This is a genomic window from Enterobacter sp. JS8-1 (assembly GCF_049187015.1).
Taxonomy (GTDB): Bacteria; Pseudomonadota; Gammaproteobacteria; order Enterobacterales; family Enterobacteriaceae; genus Enterobacter; species Enterobacter mori.
In genome coordinates, this window is the sequence record NZ_CP185805.1 from 1,366,108 (window position 1) to 1,388,052 (window position 21,945).

Annotated in this window: 16 protein-coding genes and 7 tRNA genes; 5 read left to right on the top strand and 18 right to left on the bottom strand. The window is 54.6% G+C overall.

Annotated features, from left to right (window positions below):
* Positions 1-322: 322 nt before the first annotated feature.
* The 5 genes from lnt to miaB form a co-directional block, all read right to left on the bottom strand.
* Positions 323-1,861, bottom strand: a complete 1,539-nt coding sequence (lnt, locus tag ACOQH0_RS06415; protein ID WP_421511806.1) for an apolipoprotein N-acyltransferase — start codon at positions 1,859-1,861, stop codon at positions 323-325.
* 5 nt (positions 1,862-1,866) lie between these two features.
* Positions 1,867-2,745 (bottom strand): CNNM family magnesium/cobalt transport protein CorC, encoded by an 879-nt coding sequence (gene corC / locus ACOQH0_RS06420; protein WP_010428614.1) that lies wholly within the window; start codon positions 2,743-2,745, stop codon positions 1,867-1,869.
* Positions 2,746-2,834: 89 nt separating this feature from the next.
* Entirely contained in the window at positions 2,835-3,302 is a 468-nt protein-coding gene (gene ybeY, locus ACOQH0_RS06425; protein WP_421511808.1) for an rRNA maturation RNase YbeY, read from the bottom strand.
* Complete coding sequence (locus ACOQH0_RS06430; RefSeq protein ID WP_010428617.1) at positions 3,299-4,345, bottom strand: PhoH family protein; 1,047 nt, start codon at positions 4,343-4,345, stop codon at positions 3,299-3,301. The genes ybeY and ACOQH0_RS06430 overlap by 4 nt, the downstream gene beginning before the upstream one ends.
* Positions 4,346-4,497: 152 nt before the next feature.
* Positions 4,498-5,922 carry a tRNA (N6-isopentenyl adenosine(37)-C2)-methylthiotransferase MiaB gene (gene miaB, locus ACOQH0_RS06435; protein ID WP_010428619.1) on the bottom strand — a complete coding sequence of 475 codons (1,425 nt, stop codon included), beginning with the start codon at positions 5,920-5,922 and terminating at the stop codon, positions 4,498-4,500.
* Between the two features lie 135 nt (positions 5,923-6,057).
* Here miaB and ubiF point away from each other — a divergent pair, with 135 nt between their 5' ends.
* Positions 6,058-7,233 (top strand): 3-demethoxyubiquinol 3-hydroxylase, encoded by a 1,176-nt coding sequence (gene ubiF / locus ACOQH0_RS06440; RefSeq protein ID WP_421511809.1) that lies wholly within the window; start codon positions 6,058-6,060, stop codon positions 7,231-7,233.
* A gap of 76 nt (positions 7,234-7,309) precedes the next feature.
* Here ubiF and ACOQH0_RS06445 read toward each other — a convergent pair whose 3' ends face one another.
* From ACOQH0_RS06445 to nagB, 13 genes are all read right to left on the bottom strand, one after another.
* The gene (locus ACOQH0_RS06445) at positions 7,310-8,452 is read right to left on the bottom strand and encodes an IS481 family transposase (RefSeq protein ID WP_421511810.1); all 1,143 of its coding nucleotides are present in this window, start codon (positions 8,450-8,452) and stop codon (positions 7,310-7,312) included.
* Between the two features lie 161 nt (positions 8,453-8,613).
* Positions 8,614-8,688, bottom strand: a tRNA-Gln gene (locus tag ACOQH0_RS06450).
* 37 nt (positions 8,689-8,725) lie between these two features.
* Positions 8,726-8,800: transfer RNA gene (locus tag ACOQH0_RS06455), tRNA-Gln, on the bottom strand.
* 44 nt (positions 8,801-8,844) lie between these two features.
* Positions 8,845-8,921: transfer RNA gene (locus tag ACOQH0_RS06460), tRNA-Met, on the bottom strand.
* A 17-nt stretch (positions 8,922-8,938) separates the two neighbouring features.
* Positions 8,939-9,013: transfer RNA gene (locus ACOQH0_RS06465), tRNA-Gln, on the bottom strand.
* A gap of 32 nt (positions 9,014-9,045) precedes the next feature.
* Positions 9,046-9,120: transfer RNA gene (locus tag ACOQH0_RS06470), tRNA-Gln, on the bottom strand.
* 23 nt (positions 9,121-9,143) lie between these two features.
* A tRNA-Leu gene (locus tag ACOQH0_RS06475) sits at positions 9,144-9,228 on the bottom strand.
* Positions 9,229-9,236: 8 nt separating this feature from the next.
* Positions 9,237-9,313, bottom strand: a tRNA-Met gene (locus ACOQH0_RS06480).
* 223 nt (positions 9,314-9,536) lie between these two features.
* Entirely contained in the window at positions 9,537-11,201 is a 1,665-nt protein-coding gene (asnB, locus tag ACOQH0_RS06485) for an asparagine synthase B (protein WP_237846326.1), read from the bottom strand.
* Positions 11,202-11,450: 249 nt separating this feature from the next.
* On the bottom strand, positions 11,451-12,203 hold the full coding sequence (gene nagD / locus ACOQH0_RS06490; protein WP_010428628.1) for a ribonucleotide monophosphatase NagD: 753 nt from the start codon (positions 12,201-12,203) through the stop codon (positions 11,451-11,453).
* Between the two features lie 45 nt (positions 12,204-12,248).
* A complete protein-coding gene (gene nagC, locus ACOQH0_RS06495; protein ID WP_010428629.1) occupies positions 12,249-13,469 on the bottom strand; it encodes a DNA-binding transcriptional regulator NagC in 1,221 nt (406 codons plus the stop codon).
* Between the two features lie 8 nt (positions 13,470-13,477).
* Positions 13,478-14,626, bottom strand: a complete 1,149-nt coding sequence (gene nagA / locus ACOQH0_RS06500) for an N-acetylglucosamine-6-phosphate deacetylase (RefSeq protein ID WP_421511811.1) — start codon at positions 14,624-14,626, stop codon at positions 13,478-13,480.
* 57 nt (positions 14,627-14,683) lie between these two features.
* Positions 14,684-15,484 (bottom strand): glucosamine-6-phosphate deaminase, encoded by an 801-nt coding sequence (gene nagB / locus ACOQH0_RS06505; protein WP_010428635.1) that lies wholly within the window; start codon positions 15,482-15,484, stop codon positions 14,684-14,686.
* A gap of 328 nt (positions 15,485-15,812) precedes the next feature.
* On the opposite strand from nagB, the gene nagE reads away from it, so the two are divergent.
* The 4 genes from nagE (at position 15,813) to chiQ (ending at position 21,897) form a co-directional block, all read left to right on the top strand.
* Positions 15,813-17,831: an N-acetylglucosamine-specific PTS transporter subunit IIBC gene (nagE, locus tag ACOQH0_RS06510; RefSeq protein WP_100165289.1), complete on the top strand. Its 2,019-nt coding sequence runs from the start codon at positions 15,813-15,815 to the stop codon at positions 17,829-17,831.
* Between the two features lie 179 nt (positions 17,832-18,010).
* Positions 18,011-19,678, top strand: coding sequence for a glutamine--tRNA ligase (gene glnS / locus ACOQH0_RS06515; RefSeq protein ID WP_010428641.1), 1,668 nt, complete (start codon positions 18,011-18,013; stop codon positions 19,676-19,678).
* A gap of 447 nt (positions 19,679-20,125) precedes the next feature.
* Positions 20,126-21,523, top strand: coding sequence for a chitoporin ChiP (gene chiP / locus ACOQH0_RS06520; RefSeq protein WP_421511812.1), 1,398 nt, complete (start codon positions 20,126-20,128; stop codon positions 21,521-21,523).
* 47 nt (positions 21,524-21,570) lie between these two features.
* The gene (gene chiQ, locus ACOQH0_RS06525) at positions 21,571-21,897 is read left to right on the top strand and encodes a ChiQ/YbfN family lipoprotein (protein ID WP_407585608.1); all 327 of its coding nucleotides are present in this window, start codon (positions 21,571-21,573) and stop codon (positions 21,895-21,897) included.
* Positions 21,898-21,945 lie beyond the last annotated feature (48 nt).

Sequence of the window (21,945 nt, forward strand, 5' to 3'; positions counted from 1 at the left end):
CAGTGTTATGCAAGCTTGTTAACATTTAGTCTGGCTTAATGTAAAGATTTTGCTGCGTTATTGTTTATTTTTGCGAAGCGCGCCGCACCATTCAGAGGCAATAATCTTTCGTTGCACCGTTTCGGTGCTGCCGATGATCTACGCTGGTGCGACAAGGTTGCACGTTAAGCCAAACTGCGTTTGCGCGAATAAACAAAGCAATAGGCGTGCCAGAATGGGAGTTTGGAGGGTATTGTCGGGTGGTGGCTACGCCTTACCCGACCTACGAAGCGAAATGTAGGCCGGGTAAGGCGTAGCCGCCACCCGGCAACAGAAGGTAAAATTATTTACGACGCTGACGCAGACTCATCAGCACGGCGGCAAAGCCGAACAGCGTGGTCAAAATCCACAGCGGCCAGTTGCCGGTACGCGCGTACGGCGTCAGCCCGGTGGTTGGGGTGACTGTAGTGGTCAGCACCTCGCGGGTGAACTGCGGGATCATCGCCTGAATGTCACCCTGCGGACCAATCACAGCGGTGATGCCGTTATTGGTGCTGCGCAGCAGCGGACGCGCCAGCTCCAGGGAGCGCATGCGCGCCATCTGGAAGTGCTGCCACGGGCCGATAGACTTACCAAACCACGCATCGTTGGAGATGGTCAGCAGATAGTCAGTATCCGGGCGGAAGTTATCGCGCACCTGTTCCCCGAGAATAATTTCGTAGCAGATAGCCGCCGTCAGGGCGAGACCGTGCGCGTGCAGCTGAGGCTGAACGTACGGACCGCGGCTGAAAGAGGACATCGGCAGGTCAAAGAACGGGGCCAGCGGGCGCAGAATCGACTCCAGCGGGACAAACTCACCAAACGGTACCAGGTGATTCTTATTGTACCGGTCGGTGGAGTTGTAGCTGTATTCGCTGTCTTTGCCGAGCGTAATGATGGTGTTGTAGGTGTCGTAGCGGTTTTGCTGATTCAGGCGTGCATCAACGATGCCGGTAATCAGCGTGCTGCCGCGCGCCACAAGCAGATCGTTCATCATGTTGAGGAACGGCTGCTGGTTAATTTCCAGATCGGGAATGGCGGACTCCGGCCAGATAATCAGCTGGGATTTACCCATCACCTCTTCGGTGGCGTTGGCGTAGATCTTCAGCGTATTCAGCAGCTCTTTTTCGTCCCACTTCATGGACTGCGGGATATTCCCCTGCACCATGGAGACCTGCATGGCGCGCTCGGGTTCAGGCGTGAACCACTGGATATAGCGCAGCGGGAAGGGCAGAGCGAACAGCACCAGCGCCACAGCCAGCGGTTTCCAGCAGCGCGTGACCAGCGCCAGCACCAGCAGGCCGCTGACCACCATCAACAAGAAGTTAATTGCTTCAACGCCCATCACCGGTGCCAGCCCTTTCAGCGGGCCGTCAATCTGACTGTAGCCGAACTGCAGCCACGGGAAGCCGGTAAGCACCCATCCGCGCAGGAACTCGGTAATTTGCCAGACAACCGGCGCGGCAATCGCGACGCGCAGCCAGGTGGTTTTAGGCCACAGACGCGAGAGGACCCCTGCGAACAGTCCGGTATAGAGCGAGAGATAGGCGGCGAGCAGCACAACGAGGAAGACGTTAACCGGCCCCGGCATGCCGCCAAACTGCGCGATGCTGACGTAGACCCAGTTGATACCTGAGCCAAACAGCCCCAGCCCCCAGAAGTAACCGATGGCGGCAGCCTGTACCGGACGCCGATTCAGGGTTAAACCCTGAAGCCCCATCAGGGAGAGAAGGGCCGCGGGCCAGATGTCGTAAGGAGAAAAAGCCAGCGTACCGCTGGCTCCGAGCAACAGCGCCAGCAGCAAACGGACGCGCTGGCGTTCAAGTAATGGGGCAAATGCCATTTACATTAATCTTCCAGTTTTGGCACCGGTGAGTCGTCCGGCGTTCTGACGTGAACCTGAATAATACGTCGGCTGTCGGCCATGGCGACTTTGAATTGGTAACCGTCGATGTCAACGGTCTCTCCGCGCGCCGGAAGATGACCAAAGGCCTGCATCACCAGTCCGCCTATGGTATCGACCTCTTCATCGCTGAAGTGAGTGCCGAAGGCGTCGTTGAAGTCCTCAATCGAGGCCAGCGCGCGCACGGTCCATGTGTGGCGGCTAAGCTGACGGAAGTCGATATCTTCTTCTTCGTCATACTCGTCTTCGATTTCGCCTACGATCAGCTCAAGAATATCTTCGATCGTGACCAGACCTGAGACGCCGCCGAATTCATCAATAACAATCGCCATGTGGTAACGCTGGGAGCGAAACTCTTTCAGCATCCGATCCACACGTTTACTTTCCGGCACAACCACGGCCTGGCGTAACACTTTTTCCATGCTGAAGGCTTCGGCATCGCTGCGCATAAACGGCAGCAGATCTTTGGCCATCAAAATCCCTTCGATGTGATCTTTGTCTTCGCTGATGACCGGGAAACGCGAGTGGGCGGATTCGATGATCACATCGAGGCACTCGTCCAGCGTCTGGTTACGTTTCAGGGTGATCATCTGCGAGCGGGGGATCATGATGTCGCGGACGCGCTGGTCGGCGATGTCCATGACCCCTTCGAGCATTTCGCGCGTATCTTCGTCGATAAGGTCGTTCTGCCCGGAATCACGAATCAGCTCCAGCAGTTCATCACGGTTTTTCGGTTCGCCGTGGAAAAGCTGGTTCAGAATGAGGGAGAAAAATCCCTTTTTACTGTTTGTCGTGTCGCTACTGTGTGAATTGTCGTCGCTCATGGCGTTTGTTAAGGGTTCTCTTGTGAGTTCAATGTTTACCGCCGCGCTATGTCCTTACGCGGCGGCATGTTAGTCAGGCGTTAGACCGACTATTCTTTCTCGGCAATGTACGGATCCTCATAGCCCAGAGCAAGCATTATCTCTGTCTCGAGGGACTCCATCTCTTCCGCTTCGTCATCTTCAATGTGATCGTAGCCCAGCAGGTGCAGGCAGCCGTGTACCACCATATGCGCCCAGTGGGCGTCGAGCGGCTTTTGCTGCTCTTTGGCTTCCTGTTCAACCACCTGACGGCAGATAATCAGATCGCCAAGCAGCGGCATCTCGATGCCAGGTGGCGCTTCGAACGGGAAAGAGAGCACGTTGGTCGGCTTATCTTTCCCGCGGTAGGTCAGGTTAAGCTCATGGCTTTCTGCTTCATCCACCAGGCGAATCGTGACTTCTGATTCTTCCTGAAACTGGGGGATAACCGCATCCAGCCATTTCTGAAACTGTGCCTCATCTGGCATGCCGGAATTGTCTTCACAGGCCAGCTGTAAATCGAGGATCACCTGACTCATTTCTGTTCTTGCTCCTGCGCTTCGCGCTTACGTTCCGCGGCCTGTTCAGCCCTGCGTTTTTGATCTGCCTCTTCCCAGGCTTCATAGGCGTTAACGATACGTGCGACCACCGGGTGGCGAACGACGTCTTCACTGTGGAAGAAGTTGAAGCTGATTTCATCGACCTCGGCCAGGACCTCAATGGCATGGCGCAGGCCAGATTTGGTGCTGCGCGGCAGGTCGATCTGGGTGACATCACCGGTGATAACCGCTTTCGAGTTAAAGCCAATACGCGTCAGGAACATCTTCATCTGTTCGATGGTGGTGTTCTGGCTCTCATCGAGAATGATGAACGCGTCGTTGAGTGTACGGCCACGCATGTAGGCCAGCGGCGCAACTTCAATCACGTTACGCTCAATCAGCTTTTCAACTTTCTCAAAGCCTAACATCTCGAACAGCGCGTCATAAAGCGGACGCAGGTAAGGGTCCACTTTCTGACTTAAATCGCCCGGCAGAAAGCCCAGTTTTTCGCCCGCTTCAACGGCAGGACGGGTCAACAGGATACGACGAATATCCTGACGCTCCAGCGCATCCACCGCAGCGGCAACGGCGAGATAGGTTTTACCCGTACCTGCCGGGCCCACGCCAAAGGTGATGTCGTGGTCGAGGATATTGGCGATGTATTGCGCCTGGTTCGGCGTACGTGGCTTGATGACGCCGCGTTTAGTCTTGATGTTGATCGCCTTGCCGTAGTCCGGCACGCTTTCCGCGCTTTGCTCAAGCACGCGTGCCTCTTTAATGGCGAGGTGAATTTGTTCCGGTTCGATGTCCTGAATCTCGCCACGCATTGGGGCGGTATCGACATACAGGCTGCGCAGAATATCCGCAGCCGCGTTGACGCAGATAGGGCGTCCGGTGAGTTTGAAATGGTTATCGCGACGATTGATTTCGATACCCAGACGTCGTTCCAGTTGTTTGATGTTGTCATCAAACGGCCCGCACAGGCTCAGCAGGCGAGCGTTGTCTGCGGGCTCAAGGCTAATTTCACGCGTGTCTATATTCAAACCGTTCCTCTTTGAGTGTTTTGTAGGCCTGGCGACATAAAACTGTCATTACCGAAAGTATTCACGCCTTAGATTAAAGGCGCAAGCATTGCTATGCATATTGGGACGACGAGAGGAAATACAAGGCCTGCCGGAAAGGCAGGCCAGAAGGATTACGGCTGGTAAATGCCCACGCCTGAATCGTTGACTTTGCGAGTGCGAGAGATAACGGATTCCGGAGATTCAGCAATTCGCAGGCCCATTTCGTCTTCGGTGCGTACCAGCTTCGCGCGCAGCGAGTTGGTCAGCACGTCGACAATCTCGACGTCCACGAATTTACCGATCATGTCCGGGGTGCCTTCAAAGTTCACCACGCGGTTGTTTTCGGTACGACCGGACAGTTCCATAATGCTCTTGCGCGAGGTGCCTTCCACCAGAATGCGCTGAACGGTGCCGAGCATACGGCGGCTCCACGCGTTGGCCTGCTGGTTAATACGCTCCTGCAGAATATACAGACGCTGCTTTTTCTCTTCTTCCGGCACATCGTCAACCATATCGGCCGCAGGTGTTCCAGGACGCGCAGAGAAGATGAAGCTGTAGCTGACGTCAAAATTCACTTCACCAATGAGCTTCATGGTGCGCTCGAAGTCATCGGTGGTTTCGCCAGGGAAGCCAACGATAAAGTCGGAGCTGATCTGGATATCCGGACGCGCGGCAAGCAGCTTACGAATGGTGGATTTATACTCAAGCACCGTATGTGGACGGCCCATCAGGTTCAGCACGCGGTCAGAGCCACACTGAATCGGCAGGTGCAGGAAGCTCACCAGCTCAGGCGTATCGCGATACACCTCAATAATGTCGTCGGTAAATTCCATCGGATGGCTGGTGGTAAAGCGAATGCGGTCAATGCCGTCAATCGCAGCCACCAGGCGCAGCAGTTCAGCAAAGCTGCCGGTGGTGCCGTCGTAGTTCTCACCGCGCCAGGCGTTAACGTTCTGGCCCAGCAGGTTCACTTCGCGAACGCCCTGTGCGGCAAGCTGCGCGATTTCAAACAGAATGTCATCCGCCGGTCGGCTGACCTCTTCACCGCGGGTGTAAGGCACCACGCAGTAAGTACAATATTTGTTGCAGCCTTCCATGATGGAGACGAAAGCAGTCGGGCCATCAGCGCGCGGCTCTGGCAGACGGTCAAATTTTTCGATCTCCGGGAAGCTGACGTCAACGACCGGGCTGCGATTGCCGCGCACCTTATTGATCATCTCTGGCAGGCGGTGCAGGGTCTGTGGGCCAAAGACAATATCCACATACGGCGCTCTCTGGCGGATCAGCTTACCTTCCTGCGATGCGACGCAGCCGCCCACGCCGATGATCAGGTCCGGATTTTTACGCTTAAGAAGCTTCCAGCGGCCTAATACGTGAAAGACTTTCTCCTGCGCTTTTTCACGAATCGAACAGGTGTTCAGCAGCAGCACGTCCGCTTCTTTCACGTTTTCTGTCAGCTGGTATCCGTGGGTTGAATCCAGCAGATCGGCCATCTTAGATGAATCGTATTCGTTCATCTGACAGCCCCAGGTTTTTATATGGAGTTTTTTAGTCATCGACTTGCTCAGCTCAGGATTGCAAGCCGCGTATTGTAATGCTTTGGTGGGGTTGTGACCAGTATGAAGGTTATGGGCCTCAAGACCACAAAAATCCGGTAAACTTAAGGGATTCTCCAATAAGGAAAATTGACCATGACACTCCTACACACCGAAGTTGCCATTGTCGGCGGCGGTATGGTCGGCGGCGCGCTGGCGCTGGGGCTGGCGCAACAGGGATTTGAAGTAACGGTAATTGAACAGGCTGCTCCGCCAGCCTTCGATCCCGCCAGCAAACCGGATGTGCGCATTTCCGCGATCAGCGCGGCGTCTGTCGATCTGCTGCGCGGGCTGGGCGTCTGGGAGGCGGTGCTGGCGATGCGCGCGCATCCGTACAGCCGTCTCGAAACCTGGGAGTGGGAAAATGCCCATGTCGCGTTTGATGCCGCCGAGCTGAAGCTGCCGCGTCTTGGATATATGGTAGAGAACAACGTGCTCCAGCTCGCGCTCTGGCAGGCGCTGGAGGCGCACCCGAACGTCACGCTGCGTGTTCCTGACTCCCTCAAGGCGTTGCATCATCAACCGGGTGGATATGTGCTGACGCTGGATAACGGCGATGAGCTGGCCGTGAAGCTGGTGGTGGGGGCGGATGGTGCCAATTCGCAGGTCAGACAGATGGCAGGCATTGGCGTTCATGCCTGGCAATATCAGCAATCCTGCATGCTGATCACCGTTCAGTGTGAAAATGCGCCCGGTGAGAGCACCTGGCAGCACTTTACCCCGAACGGCCCGCACGCCTTTTTACCGCTGTTTGATAACTGGGCCTCGCTGGTGTGGTACGACAAACCGGCGCGCATTCGCCAGTTGCAGGGGCTGAGTATGGAACAGCTGCAGCGTGAAATTCTGCTGCACTTCCCGAGCCGCGTAGGTCACGTCACGCCGGTTGCGGCTGGCGCATTCCCGCTCACGCGCCGTCACGCTTTACAGTATGCCCGTGAAGGGCTGGCGCTGGTGGGCGATGCGGCGCACACCATTCATCCGCTGGCCGGGCAGGGGGTGAATCTGGGATATCGTGACGTCGACGCGTTACTGGACGTGTTAGGTAATGCGCGCACTCATGCTGAAGCCTGGGCCAGCCATCAGATTCTGAAACGCTACCAGACGCGACGTATGGCGGATAACTTCATCATGCAGTCGGGGATGGATCTGTTCTACGCGGGGTTCAGGAACGACCTGGGTCCGGTGCGCATTTTGCGTAACATTGGATTGATGGCGGCAGAGCGTGCCGGTGGTTTGAAGCGCCAGGCGCTGAAATACGCTCTCGGACTCTAATCCTTTTACCCTCTCCCCGTGGGTGTACGGTCCGGGGACATGGTAGACAGGTGTTCGGGGACATGGTGAACACTTTTTAACATCCTTTACCCATGGTGATCGACTTTTTCTTCAGGTCGATCACCCCCACTTTCGTGCTGTACCACCACACCTCGTAGCTGCCGTCTTCCTGCGTCTCCTTCAGCCCGACCCGTTCTCCCCTGAACGCCTTGCCTGCGCTCAGACTTACCCCTTTCACGCTCAGCTTTCCGCTGATATCCACTTTCCTGACCATCACGCCCTCGTCGTATTCCGGGGGCGTGGTGTTGCCGCTGTATTGTCGTGCAGACGGCTTATACCGCGAGCCCGGTACCGCCATATCCAGCGCCTCATGCGGGCGTTCAAGGTTGTACACCGTCCGCCAGTGGTCGAAGGCGCGCTGCAGTTCACCCTCGCTCGCGAACCACTTGCCCTGCAGCACTTCCGCCTTCAGGCTGCGGTGAAAACGCTCCAGCTTGCCCTGCGTCTGCGGATGATAAGGCCGGGAATGCCCCACCCGGATACCGTGGCGCATCAGCCACAGCTCCAGCGCCGTCCAGGTGCCGGTGGTGTCTCCCCACGGTGAGCCGTTGTCCATCGTCATCCGGTCCGGCAGGCCGTAACGTTCAAACACGCTGACCAGTTGCTGCTGCACGGTCTCGCGCCGTTCATCGGTACAGTGCGCCAGGCACAGGGAAAAACGGGAATGGTCGTCCAGGAGGGTGAGCGGATGGCAGCGGCCACCGCCAAAGGGAAAGTGGCCCTTAAAGTCCATCTGCCAGAGGCGGTTCGGCGCGTCGTGTTCGAAGCGTCCCGTGGCGGGAATGCCCGGTGAAGTGCCCGGCAGCAGGCCGTGACGGGCCATCAGGTTATGGACGGTGCTGAAGGCGGGCATGGTGTGCCCCTGGTCTTCGAGCCAGCGCTTTATCTTGCGTGCGCCCCAGCGTTGATGGCGGTCATGGGCCATACGCAGCAGGGCAGTGATGTCGTCAGATGAGCGGTTAGGGGAATGGTGCGGTATGCGCGGGAGGTCCTGAAGGCCGGCGGCCCCTTCCTCCGCCCAGCGGCGAAGCCACTTGTAGCCGGTGGCCGGTGAAATGCCGAAGCGACGGCAGAGGGAACGGATGTTCGCCCCGTCCTGCGAGGCGAACAAAACAAACTCGGTACGTAATGACATGGTATCTCTCGCATCCCAGGGCATAAGCGACTCCATAAACGGGTTCTTATGCCTTAGTTGTAAGTGTCTACCATGTCCCCGAACAAGTGTTCACTATGTCCCCGGACCGTACAGTGGGAGAGGGGCAGGGTGAGTCTGTACAAAAACAAAAAAAGCCCGCAGAGCGGGCTTTTTTGTTACTTAAGTGGCTGGGGTGCAGGGATTCGAACCCCGGAATGCTGGTATCAGAAACCAGAGCCTTACCGCTTGGCGACACCCCAATTGCGTTAAACAGACTGCTTAACGACTTTTTTAAATTGGCTGGGGTACGAGGATTCGAACCTCGGAATGCTGGTATCAGAAACCAGAGCCTTACCGCTTGGCGATACCCCAACAATTTTTTCTAGTCTATCGAATAACTCGACAGATTACTAATTTGGTGGCTACGACGGGATTCGAACCTGTGACCCCATCATTATGAGTGATGTGCTCTAACCAACTGAGCTACGTAGCCAGTACTGCAATCTTCGATGGCTGGGGTACCTGGATTCGAACCAGGGAATGCCGGTATCAAAAACCGGTGCCTTACCGCTTGGCGATACCCCAATACCGCGGAGAACCGCAAAATCGAAGAAATATGGCTGGGGTACCTGGATTCGAACCAGGGAATGCCGGTATCAAAAACCGGTGCCTTACCGCTTGGCGATACCCCATCCGTGCAACGCTATCCTGGAAATGGTGCGGGAGGCGAGACTTGAACTCGCACACCTTGCGGCGCCAGAACCTAAATCTGGTGCGTCTACCAATTTCGCCACTCCCGCAAAAAAGATGGTGGCTACGACGGGATTCGAACCTGTGACCCCATCATTATGAGTGATGTGCTCTAACCAACTGAGCTACGTAGCCATCTTTTTTCGCGTTACCTTATCGGCGTTGCGGGGCGCATTATGCGTATAGACCCTTGCAGCGTCAACACCTTTTTCAACGAAAATAGCCGGAATGTGACTGTTTGGTTAGGTTGCGAACAGCGTGGCCGAATATTCGGCAATTATTGGTTATTAATCGGTTTTAGCGGGTGAAAAGTGGGGAAAAAAATCAGGCCCCGGAGGGCCTGACGTCTTCATATTGATTATTTGTAGGCAGACTGGTGAACGCCGACCGCACGTCCTGACGGATCGTTCATGGATTTGAACGATTCATCCCATTCAATCGCTTTGGCAGACGAGCAGGCAACGGAAGGACCACCCGGTACACATTCGGCAGCGCTCGGTACCGGGAACAACTCTTCGAAAATTTCACGGTACAGATACGCCTCTTTCGAGCCAGGCGTGTTGTACGGGAAGCGGAAGCTTGCGGTTTCCAGCTGTTGGTCAGAAACCTGTTTCGCCGCCACCTCTTTCAGGGTATCGATCCAGCTGTAACCGACGCCATCAGAGAACTGCTCTTTCTGACGCCATGCAACGCTCGCCGGCAGGTAGGATTCAAAACATTCACGCAGGATATGTTTTTCCATTTTGCCGTTGCCGCACATTTTGTCCTGCGGGTTGATGCGCATCGCCACGTCGAGGAATTTCTTATCCAGGAACGGCACGCGCGCTTCCACGCCCCAGGCGGACATCGCTTTGTTGGCGCGCGCGCAGTCAAACATATGCAGCGCCTGCAGCTTACGCACCGTCTCTTCGTGCAGTTCTTTGGCGTTCGGCGCTTTGTGGAAGTACAGGTAGCCGCCAAATACTTCGTCAGAACCTTCACCGGAGAGCACCATTTTGATGCCCATCGCTTTGATCTTACGCGACATCAGGTACATCGGCGTTGAGGCGCGGATGGTGGTCACGTCATAGGTTTCAATGTGATAGATTACATCGCGGATCGCATCCAGACCTTCCTGCACGGTGAAGTGAATTTCATGGTGCACGGTGCCGAGGTGGTTCGCGACTTCCTGCGCGGCTTTCAGGTCAGGAGCCCCTTCCAGGCCTACAGCGAAGGAGTGCAGCTGCGGCCACCAGGCCTCAGAGCGCTCCTGATCTTCCACGCGGCGTGCCGCGAATTTTTTGGTGATCGCGGAGATCACGGAAGAGTCCAGGCCGCCGGAGAGCAGTACGCCGTAAGGCACGTCTGACATCAGGTGGCTTTTTACGGAATCTTCCAGCGCCTGACGCAGCTCGGCTTTGTCAGTCACGTTGTCTTTTACCGCGTCGTAGTCGAACCAGTCGCGCTGGTAGTACTGGCGGATCTCTCCGTCTTTGCTCCACAGGTAGCTGCCTGCCGGGAACTCTTTAATGGTGCGGCACACCGGGACCAGGGCCTTCATTTCAGACGCAACGTAGAAGTTGCCGTGCTCATCGTGGCCCATGTACAGCGGGATAATACCGATGTGGTCGCGGCCAATCAACCAGGCGTCTTTTTCACTGTCGTACAGCGCGAAGGCAAACATGCCCTGCAGGTCGTCCAGGAACTCCGGACCTTTTTCCTGATACAGTGCCAGGATCACTTCACAGTCGGAACCGGTCTGGAACGCGTAGCGATCGCCGTATTCGGCGCGCAGCGCCTGATGGTTGTAGATTTCACCGTTTACCGCCAGCGCGTGCGTTTTTTTCTCGTTATACAGCGGCTGTGCACCGGCGTTGACGTCAACAATGGACAGACGTTCGTGAGCCAGAATCGCTTTATCGCTGGCGTAGACGCCTGACCAGTCCGGGCCGCGATGGCGCATCAGGCGGGACAGTTCGAGTGCTTTTTTACGCAGTTCGCCTGCGTCAGTTTTAATATCCAGTACGCCAAAAATTGAACACATAACCTTCTCCGTTAACCCTGTTGCTTTGTAATGTTGCTTGCTTATGAAAATGCCGCAAAGGGTAGAGGCGCGCAAGCGTTTTACCGGGGAAAACGCAAATAGCGCAATGGTGATTGCAGAATGTTGAAAAAAGCGTACGCCTGACGCACTTTTATTGAGGATTATTTAATAGAAGGCGTTTTTTATTAGATGGTGCTTCGGTTTTGCGAGCCAGAAATGAAAAACCACGCCCTGAGGCGTGGTTGGGTGTCAGATAATGTCGATTTCATCGACGGAGGGGTAAATCCAGCTTGGCCGGAATGGCATCGCGTCAATGTCATCAAGTTGAGAGACGCCAGAAAGCACCAGGATGGTCTCAAGACCCGCCTGGAAACCGGCCAGAATATCGGTGCGCAGGTTATCGCCGACAATCACGGTTTCTTCGGAGTGTGCCTGCATCTTGTTCAGCGCGGCACGAATGATCCACGGGCTCGGTTTACCGACCACAAACGGCTGACGACCGGAGATTTTCTCAATACCGGCGCACAGCGCGCCGCAGGCCGGATAAAAACCACGGCCGTGCGTATCCGGGTTGGTGGCGATAAAGCGCGCGCCGCTGGCGACAAAATACGCAGCTTTATGCATCATCTCCCAGTTAAAGGAGCGCGTTTCGCCGACAATCACAAAGTCCGGGTTCACATCGGTAATGGTAAAGCCTGCTTTATACAGCTCGTGGATCAGCGCGCCTTCACCGACGACATAGGCCTTTTTTCCTTCCTGACGCTTCAGAAAATCAGCGGTTGCCATCGCGGAGGTATAAAACACGCTGTCCGGCACGTTGACGCCCGCCGTGGCAAAGCGGTTTGCCAGATCCTGACCGGTTTGGGAAGGGTAGTTCGTGAGAAGAACCAGAGGCATTCCTTTGTCGATGATGCGGTGAAGAAACTCCGCAGCACCCGGCACGGCAACGTTGTCGTGCATCAGCACGCCGTCGATATCACAAATTACATTCTTAATGGTCATGGACAATCCGGCATCAAAAAAAGAAGGCGTTACTATAAGTCCCGATCAACTTTCCAGCAAATGCTGGAGCAGGATCCCGTTGAGCATGGCGCGTTTTACCAGGGCAAACGCACCAATTGCGGAGCGGTGATCCAATGTAGATCGCACTACCGGTAAATTCTGACGAAACGCTTTCAGCGCCTGGGTATTGATGCAACCTTCAATGGCGGGCAGTAAGACTTTTTCGGCTTCGACGATTTCCCCGGCAATCACGACTTTTTGCGGGTTAAACAGGTTGATAGCAATGGCGATGGTTTTGCCAAGATGGCGTCCAACCTGCTCGATCACTTCGCAGGCCAGCGCATCGCCTTTATTAGCGGCTTTGCAGATGGCACCGATCTTACAGTCGTTCAGCGTAACACGGCTTTGATAGCCCTGTTCCAGCAGATGGCGAACGCGGTGCTCGATGGCGGCGTTGGCGGCAACCGTTTCAAGGCAGCCGAAGTTGCCGCAGTGGCAGCGCTCGCCGAGCGGTTCAACCTGAATGTGACCAATCTCGCCGACGTTGCCGTTGCGACCGATAAAAATACGGCCATTCGAGATAATGCCCGCGCCCGTCCCCCGGTGTACGCGCACCAGAATAGAGTCTTCGCAGTCCTGGCTCGCACCAAAGTAGTGCTCAGCCAGCGCCAGCGAGCGAATATCATGACCCACAAAGCAGGTGACTTTAAAGCGCTTTTCCAGTGCGTCGACCAGCCCCCAGTTCTCGACCTGGATATGCGGCATGTAACGAATCACGCCGCTTTCCGGGTCGACAAGGCCGGGCAGGATCACTGAGATAGCGATAAGTTCGCGGATCTTACGCTGACAGCTCTCAATAAAGTGCGCGATGGTGTTCAGCAGCGCGTGTTCCAGCGTCTCCTGGGTGCGCTCCGGAAGCGGATAGTGCTCTTCAGCGATGGCTTTACTGCTCAGATCATAAAGCGTAAGGGTGGTGTCGTGACGCCCAAGACGGACGCCAATCGCCTGGAAATTGCGGGTTTCGGTAATGATGGAGATGGCGCGGCGGCCCCCGGTGGAGGCCTGCTGATCGACTTCTTTGATCAGACCGCGCTCAATAAGCTGACGCGTAATTTTTGTTACGCTGGCGGGAGCAAGCTGGCTTTGTTCGGCTATCTGAATTCGAGAGATTGGCCCGTGTGAGTCAATCAGGCGATAAACCGCCGCGCTGTTAAGTTGTTTAACGAGATCGACATTACCGATTTGAGCTTGTCCGCCTGGTGTCATACTTTTACTTACTCAGTGACGACCTCGTTACCATTAACGATGGTCTTAATAATTTTATAATCGTGTGTGAACGCCGTCAGGTTTGCAACCATACCCGGTGCAATTCCGCCAAGCTGTTTATCCACGCCCATTGCGCGAGCCGGATAAAGCGTCGCCATACGCAGCACTTCATCAAGCGCAATGCCGCAATGCTCAACCAGGTTACGTACCCCTTCAATCATGGTCAGGGCAGAACCGCTCAGCGTGCCGTTTTCGTCCACACAGAGTCCATTGCGGTAGTATATTGTTTTACCAGCAAAAATGAACTGCTCAATATTTGCCCCTGCTGGCGCTGTGGCATCTGTCACCAGACACAGCTTGTCGCCTTTCAGGCGTTTTGCGTTGCGAATGTTGGTGAAATCGACGTGCAAGCCGTCTGCGATAATGCCGCAGTAAACGTCTGGCTCATCCAGAATTGCGCCAACCAGCCCCGGCTCGCGACCGGTAATATACGGCATTGCGTTGTACAGATGCGTCGCAAAAGTAACACCTGCGCGGAAACCGGCTTTCGCTTCTTTCTGCGTGGCGTTTGAGTGACCCGCTGACACCACGATCCCGGCGGCAGCCAATTTGCTGATAACGTCAGTACCGGTCATTTCAGGTGCCAGCGTCACTTTGGTGATGACATCGGCGTTAGCACACATGTAGTCGACCAGCTCAGCGTCCGGTTTGCGGACGTAGTCAGGGTTATGCGTACCTTTCTTAACCATGTTCAGCCACGGCCCTTCAAGGTGCAGACCCAGCGCCTGATTAGGGTGTTTGGCCAGGTATTCACGCATCACGCGGATACCCTGCTTCATGAGGTCATCACTGCTGGTGATGAGCGTTGGCAAATAGCTGGTGCAGCCCGATTTCTCGTTGGCTTTCTGCATGATCTCCAGCGTTTCGACCGTCACGGCATCCGCGGAGTCATTGAACTGCACACCGCCGCAGCCGTTAAGCTGTACGTCGATGAAACCGGGGGAGATTACTGCTCCATTGAGTGAGCGCTGTTCAATCTCCGGCGGCAGTTCTGCCAGCGGACAAACACGTTCAATCAGGCCATTCGCGATAACAATCGCGTGGTCATCCAGAATTTCATGGCCGGTATAAATCCGACCGTGGGTTAAAGCGTACATAACGACCCCCGGTTTAAAAAAAAGCGACCGCCCCTGCGTACAGAGACGGTTATTCAATTACAGACCTTTGATGTTCTCTGCTTCTAACTCGTTGAAGTATTTCAGCGTTTTCACTTTCAGCTCCATCGTGGACGGTTCGTCACACACGACGACGGCTTTAGGATGCAGCTGCAGGCAGCTGATGGTCCACATGTGGTTAACGTTGCCTTCAACGGCAGCCTGAAGTGCCTGCGCTTTCACGCCGCCCAGTACCAGGATCATCACTTCTTCGGCATCCAGCAGGGTGCCTACGCCAACGGTCAGGGCGTATTTTGGAACCTGGTTCACGTCGCCGTCAAAGAAACGGGAGTTTGCCACGCGGGTGTCATGGGTCAGCGTCTTGATACGGGTACGGGAAGCCAGAGAAGATGCTGGTTCGTTGAACGCGATATGACCATCGTTGCCCACGCCACCCATGAACAGGTGGATTTTACCGTAAGAACGGATTTTTTCTTCGTACTGACGGCATTCTGCGTCAATATCAGGCGCGTTTCCATTCAGCAGGTTAATATTTTCAGCTGGGATATCAACGTGATCAAAGAAATTACGGTGCATGAAGCTATGGTAGCTTTCCGGATGTTCCTTTGGCAGGCCAACATATTCGTCCATGTTGAAGGTTACAACATGCTTAAAGCTAACCTGGCCCGCTTTGTGCATTTCAACCAGAGCTTTATACGCGGTCAGCGGGGTACCACCGGTTGGAAGGCCAAGAACGAAAGGACGATCGGCGGTAGGTTTGAACGCATTAATGCGGTTAACGATATGACGCGCAGCCCATTTACCGACTTGTTCAGCTGTTGCCAGGGGGATCAGTCTCATTGTTCACCTCTAAAGTTTAATTAAAAAAGTGGGCGGATGATTAGTGCAACCTGATACGTAAGCGTAACCTGGAACCTTTCAGGCCGGATCAATCCGTCTTGATTTTTTGAATGATAAAATAAGTTTTCGCTGTTAGCCAGTGAAAGGGAGGGGTGATTACGATATTTGGTGACAAAAATCACAAAAAACGGGTGTTTAATTTGCGATACGAATTAATTTTTCACACACTCACAATGCCAGTGAATCATCAACTGTATCTATTAGTTAATGACACAATAAAAACACAGCAGAGAACGTGCCTGAAACGGGGTCTCATAGGGGGAAGAAAGTGAGTATTCTAGGTTATTTACAAAAGGTTGGCCGCGCGCTTATGGTGCCGGTTGCCACGCTGCCAGCGGCAGCGATATTAATGGGTGTCGGTTACTGGATTGACCCGGTTGGCTGGGGTGGAGACAACGCGCTAGCGGCGTTCTTCATTAAGTCTGGTTCTGCCATCATCGACAACATGTCCGTGCTGTTCGCCATTGGTGTGGCTTACGGTATGTCCAAAGATAAAGACGGTGCTGCGGCATTGACCGGTTTCGTGGGCTTCCTGGTGCTGACCACGCTCTGTTCTCCGGCTGCGGTTTCCATGATCCAGAAGATCCCGGCGGACCAGGTTCCTGCCGCGTTCGGTAAGATCAGCAACCAGTTCGTGGGTATCCTCGTCGGTATTATCTCTGCGGAACTGTACAACCGCTTCAGCAGCGTTGAGCTGCCGAAAGCGCTGTCGTTCTTCAGCGGCCGTCGTCTGGTGCCAATCCTCACCTCCTTCGTGATGATCTTCGTTGCGTTCATCCTGATGTACATCTGGCCGGTGATCTTCGACGGTCTGGTGAACTTCGGTGAACACATCCAGAAGCTGGGTTCCGTCGGTGCGGGCGTGTACGCGTTCTTCAACCGTCTGTTGATCCCTGTTGGTCTGCACCACGCGCTGAACTCCGTATTCTGGTTCGACGTTGCCGGTATTAACGATATTCCTAACTTCCTGGGTGGCGCACAGTCCATCGAAGCAGGTAAAGCGGTTGTGGGTATCACCGGTCGTTACCAGGCAGGCTTCTTCCCAATCATGATGTTCGGCCTGCCGGGTGCAGCGCTGGCTATCTACCACTGCGCGCGTCCCGAGAACAAAGCGAAAGTGTTGGGTATCATGATGGCAGGTGCGTTCGCGGCCTTCTTCACTGGTATCACCGAGCCGCTGGAATTCTCCTTCATGTTCGTTGCGCCGGTTCTGTATGTGATCCACGCCGTGCTGACCGGTATCTCCGTGTTCATCGCTGCAAGCATGCAGTGGATTGCCGGTTTCGGCTTCAGCGCCGGTCTGGTGGATATGGTGCTGTCGTCCCGTAACCCGCTGGCGACCCACTGGTGGATGCTGATCCCTCAGGGTCTGGTGTTCTTCGTTATCTACTATGTGGTATTCCGCTTCACCATCACCAAATTCAACCTGATGACCCCGGGTCGCGAGCTGGCTGTTGCCGGTAGCGAAGCGGATGGTCAGGATGTGAACGTGAGCGGCGGTCAGGAGCAGGATGTTTCTGGTCTGGCGCGTCAGTACATTGCCGCTGTCGGCGGTTCTGACAACCTGACCGGTATTGATGCCTGTATCACTCGTCTGCGTCTGAACGTTAAAGACTCTTCTCTGGTGAACGAAGCGCTGGCAAAACGTCTGGGTGCGTCCGGCGTTATCCGCCTGAACAAAACCAGCGTGCAGATTATCGTCGGCTTCGTGGCAGAGAAAATTGCTAACGCGATGAAAACGACGGGTCCGGTAGCCGCAGCTGAAGCCACTGCAGCGCCTGCTGCCCCCGCTGCTGCTAAACCACAGGCTGTGCCAAATGCGGTGACCATCGCCGCGCTGGTGTCCCCGGTTACGGGTGACGTGGTTGCCATTGAGCAGGTACCTGACGAAGCGTTCGCCAGCAAAGCGGTCGGTGACGGCGTGGCCGTGAAGCCAACGGACAAAACCGTTGTGTCTCCTGCTGCCGGTACCATCGTGAAAATCTTCAACACTAACCACGCGTTCTGCCTCGAAACGGAAAAAGGCGCGGAGATCGTTGTCCACATGGGTATCGATACCGTTGCGCTGAACGGCCAGGGCTTTACTCGCCTGGTGGAAGAGGGGGCAGAAGTCGTGGCAGGCCAGCCGATTCTTGAAATGGATCTGGACTTCCTGAACGCTAACGCGCGCTCGATGATCAGCCCGGTCGTGTGCAGCAACATCGACGACTTCAGCGGTCTGGTTATCCAGGCGAAAGGTCAGGTGGTTGCGGGCCAAACGCCACTGTATGAGATTAAAGGCAAGTAATCGCTCCTGAGTAGAGTCATGCCTTAAGCGGCGGGGGATATCCTCCGCCGCTTTTTTTTGCAGCAAACGCCCCCATTATTTTCATCTGATACGTATTTTCCGTAACTAAGGGTTGTCACTACGTCCGGCTTATAAGATCATATGCCGTTATACGTTGTTTACGCTTTGAGGAATCCACGATGAGTGAGGCAGAAGCCCGCCCGAGTAACTTTATTCGTCAGATCATCGATGAAGATCTGGCCAGTGGTAAGCACACCACAATTCATACCCGCTTCCCGCCGGAGCCGAACGGCTACCTGCATATTGGGCATGCAAAATCTATCTGCCTGAACTTTGGTATTGCGCAAGACTATCAGGGCCAGTGCAACCTGCGTTTCGATGACACCAACCCAGTAAAAGAAGACATCGAATACGTTGAGTCCATCAAGAACGACGTGCAATGGCTGGGCTTCAGCTGGTCTGGCGATATTTGCTACTCCTCTGACTATTTCGATCAGCTGTACGCCTACGCTGTAGAGCTTATCAACAAAGGTCTGGCGTATGTCGACGAACTCTCTGCTGACGAAATCCGTGAATACCGCGGCTCGCTGACCGCACCGGGCAAAAACAGCCCATACCGCGATCGCAGCGTAGAAGAGAACCTGGCGCTGTTTGAAAAAATGCGTGCCGGTGGCTTCGAAGAAGGCAAAGCGTGTCTGCGTGCCAAAATCGACATGGCCTCTCCGTTCATCGTGATGCGCGATCCGGTGTTGTACCGCATTAAGTTTGCGGAACACCACCAGACCGGTAACAAGTGGTGCATCTACCCGATGTACGACTTCACCCACTGCATCAGCGATGCGCTGGAAGGCATTACGCACTCTCTGTGTACGCTGGAGTTCCAGGACAACCGCCGTCTGTACGACTGGGTGCTGGATAACATCACCATTCCTGTGCATCCACGTCAGTACGAGTTCTCTCGTCTGAACCTGGAATACACCGTGATGTCCAAGCGTAAGCTGAACCTGCTGGTCACTGACAAGCACGTTGAAGGCTGGGATGACCCGCGTATGCCGACCATCTCCGGTCTGCGTCGTCGTGGCTACACCTCCGCGTCTATCCGCGAGTTCTGCAAACGTATCGGCGTCACCAAACAGGACAACACCATTGAAATCGCTTCTCTGGAGTCCTGCATCCGTGAAGACCTGAACGAAAACGCCCCGCGCGCGATGGCGGTGATCGACCCGGTTAAACTGGTTATCGAAAACTACCCGCAGGGCGAGAGCGAGCTGGTGTCTATGCCTAACCATCCGAGCAAGCCGGAGATGGGTACCCGCGACGTGCCGTTCAGCGGCGAGATCTGGATCGATCGTGCTGACTTCCGCGAAGAAGCGAACAAGCAGTACAAGCGTCTGGTGCTGGGCAAAGAAGTCCGTCTGCGTAATGCATACGTGATTAAAGCTGAGCGCGTTGAGAAAGATGCAGAAGGTAACATCACCACCATTTTCTGTTCTTACGATGCAGAAACGCTGAGTAAAGACCCTGCTGATGGCCGTAAGGTGAAGGGCGTTATTCACTGGGTGAGCGCTTCCCATGCGCTGCCGGTTGAGATCCGTCTGTATGACCGTCTGTTCAGCGTGCCTAACCCAGGCGCGGCTGACGATTTCCTGGCGACCATTAATCCTGAATCACTCGTTATCAGGCAGGGTTACGCTGAGCCGTCCCTGAAAGCGGCTGAAGCGGGTAAAGCGTTCCAGTTCGAGCGTGAAGGTTACTTCTGCCTGGACAGCCGTTACAGCACCGCAGAAAAACCGGTATTTAACCGTACCGTCGGCCTGCGTGACACCTGGGCTAAGATCGGCGAATAATATTGCTGCTCTGGTCAAGGAGAAACAAACGCCGCTTATTGCGGCGTTTTTTTTATTTAATGATCATGGTATTAAGCCAGGGCTTAAAGATAAGCCGCTAAAATATCAGGTCAATGAGGTGCTACTTATTTTTCTAAAAAAAAGTTTGTATTTTTACGAAATACAAAAAGGATGAAAAATAAACAGCAAATACCTGCGCTACCCGCTGAAATTTCTGATATTTCCCCGCCAATCCTCGCTCTCCTCTAAATGTTACAAAGCACTACGAATTATGTGCACTTCGTCATAATCCTGACTTTTGCCCACGGAAAAGCATTGATAATTCGCGTCGCGAAAAATAACCTAAAGGCGGTAGTTAATTCGAGGGTATTTCTAACTACCCCTGACCTTTTGGTCTTTTATATTTTCGCCGTTAAGGCGTTTTAATTCGTCAAAGAGGAATAATCTATGCGTACGTTCAGTGGCAAACGTAGTGCGCTGGCGCTGGCTATCGTCGGTGTGACAGCAATGTCGAGCCTGGCGATCACCCCAGAAGCTAAGGCAGAAGGTTTCATCGATGATTCTACCCTCACGGGCGGTATTTATTACTGGCAGCGTGAGCGTGACCGTAAAGACGTCACTGAAGACAAATACAAAACCAACCTTTCGCACTCCACCTGGAACGCCAACCTGGACTTCCAGTCAGGCTATGCCGCGGATATGTTCGGTCTGGATATTGCTGCCTTCACCGCCATTGAAATGGCTGAAAACGGCGACAGCGCACACCCGAACGAAATCGCCTTCTCCTCCAGTAACAAAGCGTATAAAGAAGACTGGTCTGGCGATAAAAGCGGTGTCAGCCTGTACAAGGCAGCAGCGAAATTCAAATACGGCCCGGTGTGGGCACGTGGGGGCTATATTCAGCCAACCGGTCAAACGCTGTTAGCGCCGCACTGGAGCTTTATGCCGGGTACCTACCAGGGTGCGGAAGCCGGGGCTAACTTTGACTACGGCGATGCGGGCGCGCTGAGCTTCTCCTATATGTGGACCAACGAGTACAAAGCACCGTGGCACATTGAGATGGACAAGTTCTACCAGAACGATAAGAAAACCAAAGTCGATTACCTCCACTCGCTGGGCGCAAAATACGACTTCAAAAACGACCTGGTCCTGGAAGCTGCATTTGGTCAGGCGGAAGGTTATATCGATCAGTATTTTGCTAAAGCCAGCTACAAATTTGATGTCGTGGGCAGCCCGCTGAGCACCAGCTACCAGTTTTACGGCACGCGCGATAAAGCCAGCAATGGCACCGTTAACGATATCTATGACGGCACTGCATGGCTGCAGGCACTGACCTTCGGCTACAAAGTGGGCCAGGTCGATTTACGTCTGGAAGGAACATGGGTGAAGGCAGAAGGGCAGCAGGGCTATTTCCTGCAGCGTATGACGCCAACCTACGCGTCCTCTAACGGTCGTCTCGATATCTGGTGGGATAACCGCTCTGACTTCAACGCCGACGGCGAAAAAGCGGTGTTCTTCGGCGCAATGTATGACCTGAAAAACTGGAACCTGCCTGGCTGGGCGGTGGGTGCATCTTACGCTTACGCCTGGGGCGCAAAACCTGCGGATATGGCGACACCGGACGCGTACTACGATCCAAACTATCGTCTGAAAGAGTCTTCTTACAGCCTGGATGCAATCTACACCCTGCAGGATGGCCGTGCAAAAGGCACGATGTTCAAACTGCACTTCACGCAGTATGACAACCACTCCGATATCCCGAGTTACGCGGGCGGTTACGGCAACATCTTCCAGGATGAACGTGACGTGAAATTCATGGTCATTGCGCCATTCACTATCTTCTGATGAACACACCGGCGGGCAATGTCCCGCCGGTATGGAGACTGCACATGATGAAAAAAATCGTAATCGTCGCGTTGCTGGTATCAGGGCTGGTGGCGTGTGCTCAGACTGAGGCACCAAAAGAAGATTCCCGCCTGAAGGAGGCCTATAGCGCCTGTATCAATACGGCGGAAGGGTCGCCCGAGAAAATCGAAGCCTGTCAGAGCGTGCTGAACGTGCTGAAGAAAGAGAAAGCGCATGAGCAGTTTGCGACGCAGGAAAACGTCCGCGTGATGGATTACCAGGCCTGCATTCAGGCGCGTAAAACCGGTAACGATCAGGAAGTGGCGAAGCGTTGCGATAAGATCTGGAGCGATATTCGCAGTAACAATAAATAAGTTGCTTTATGCCCGGTGGCGCTGCGTCACCGGGCTTTTTTTTGCCCA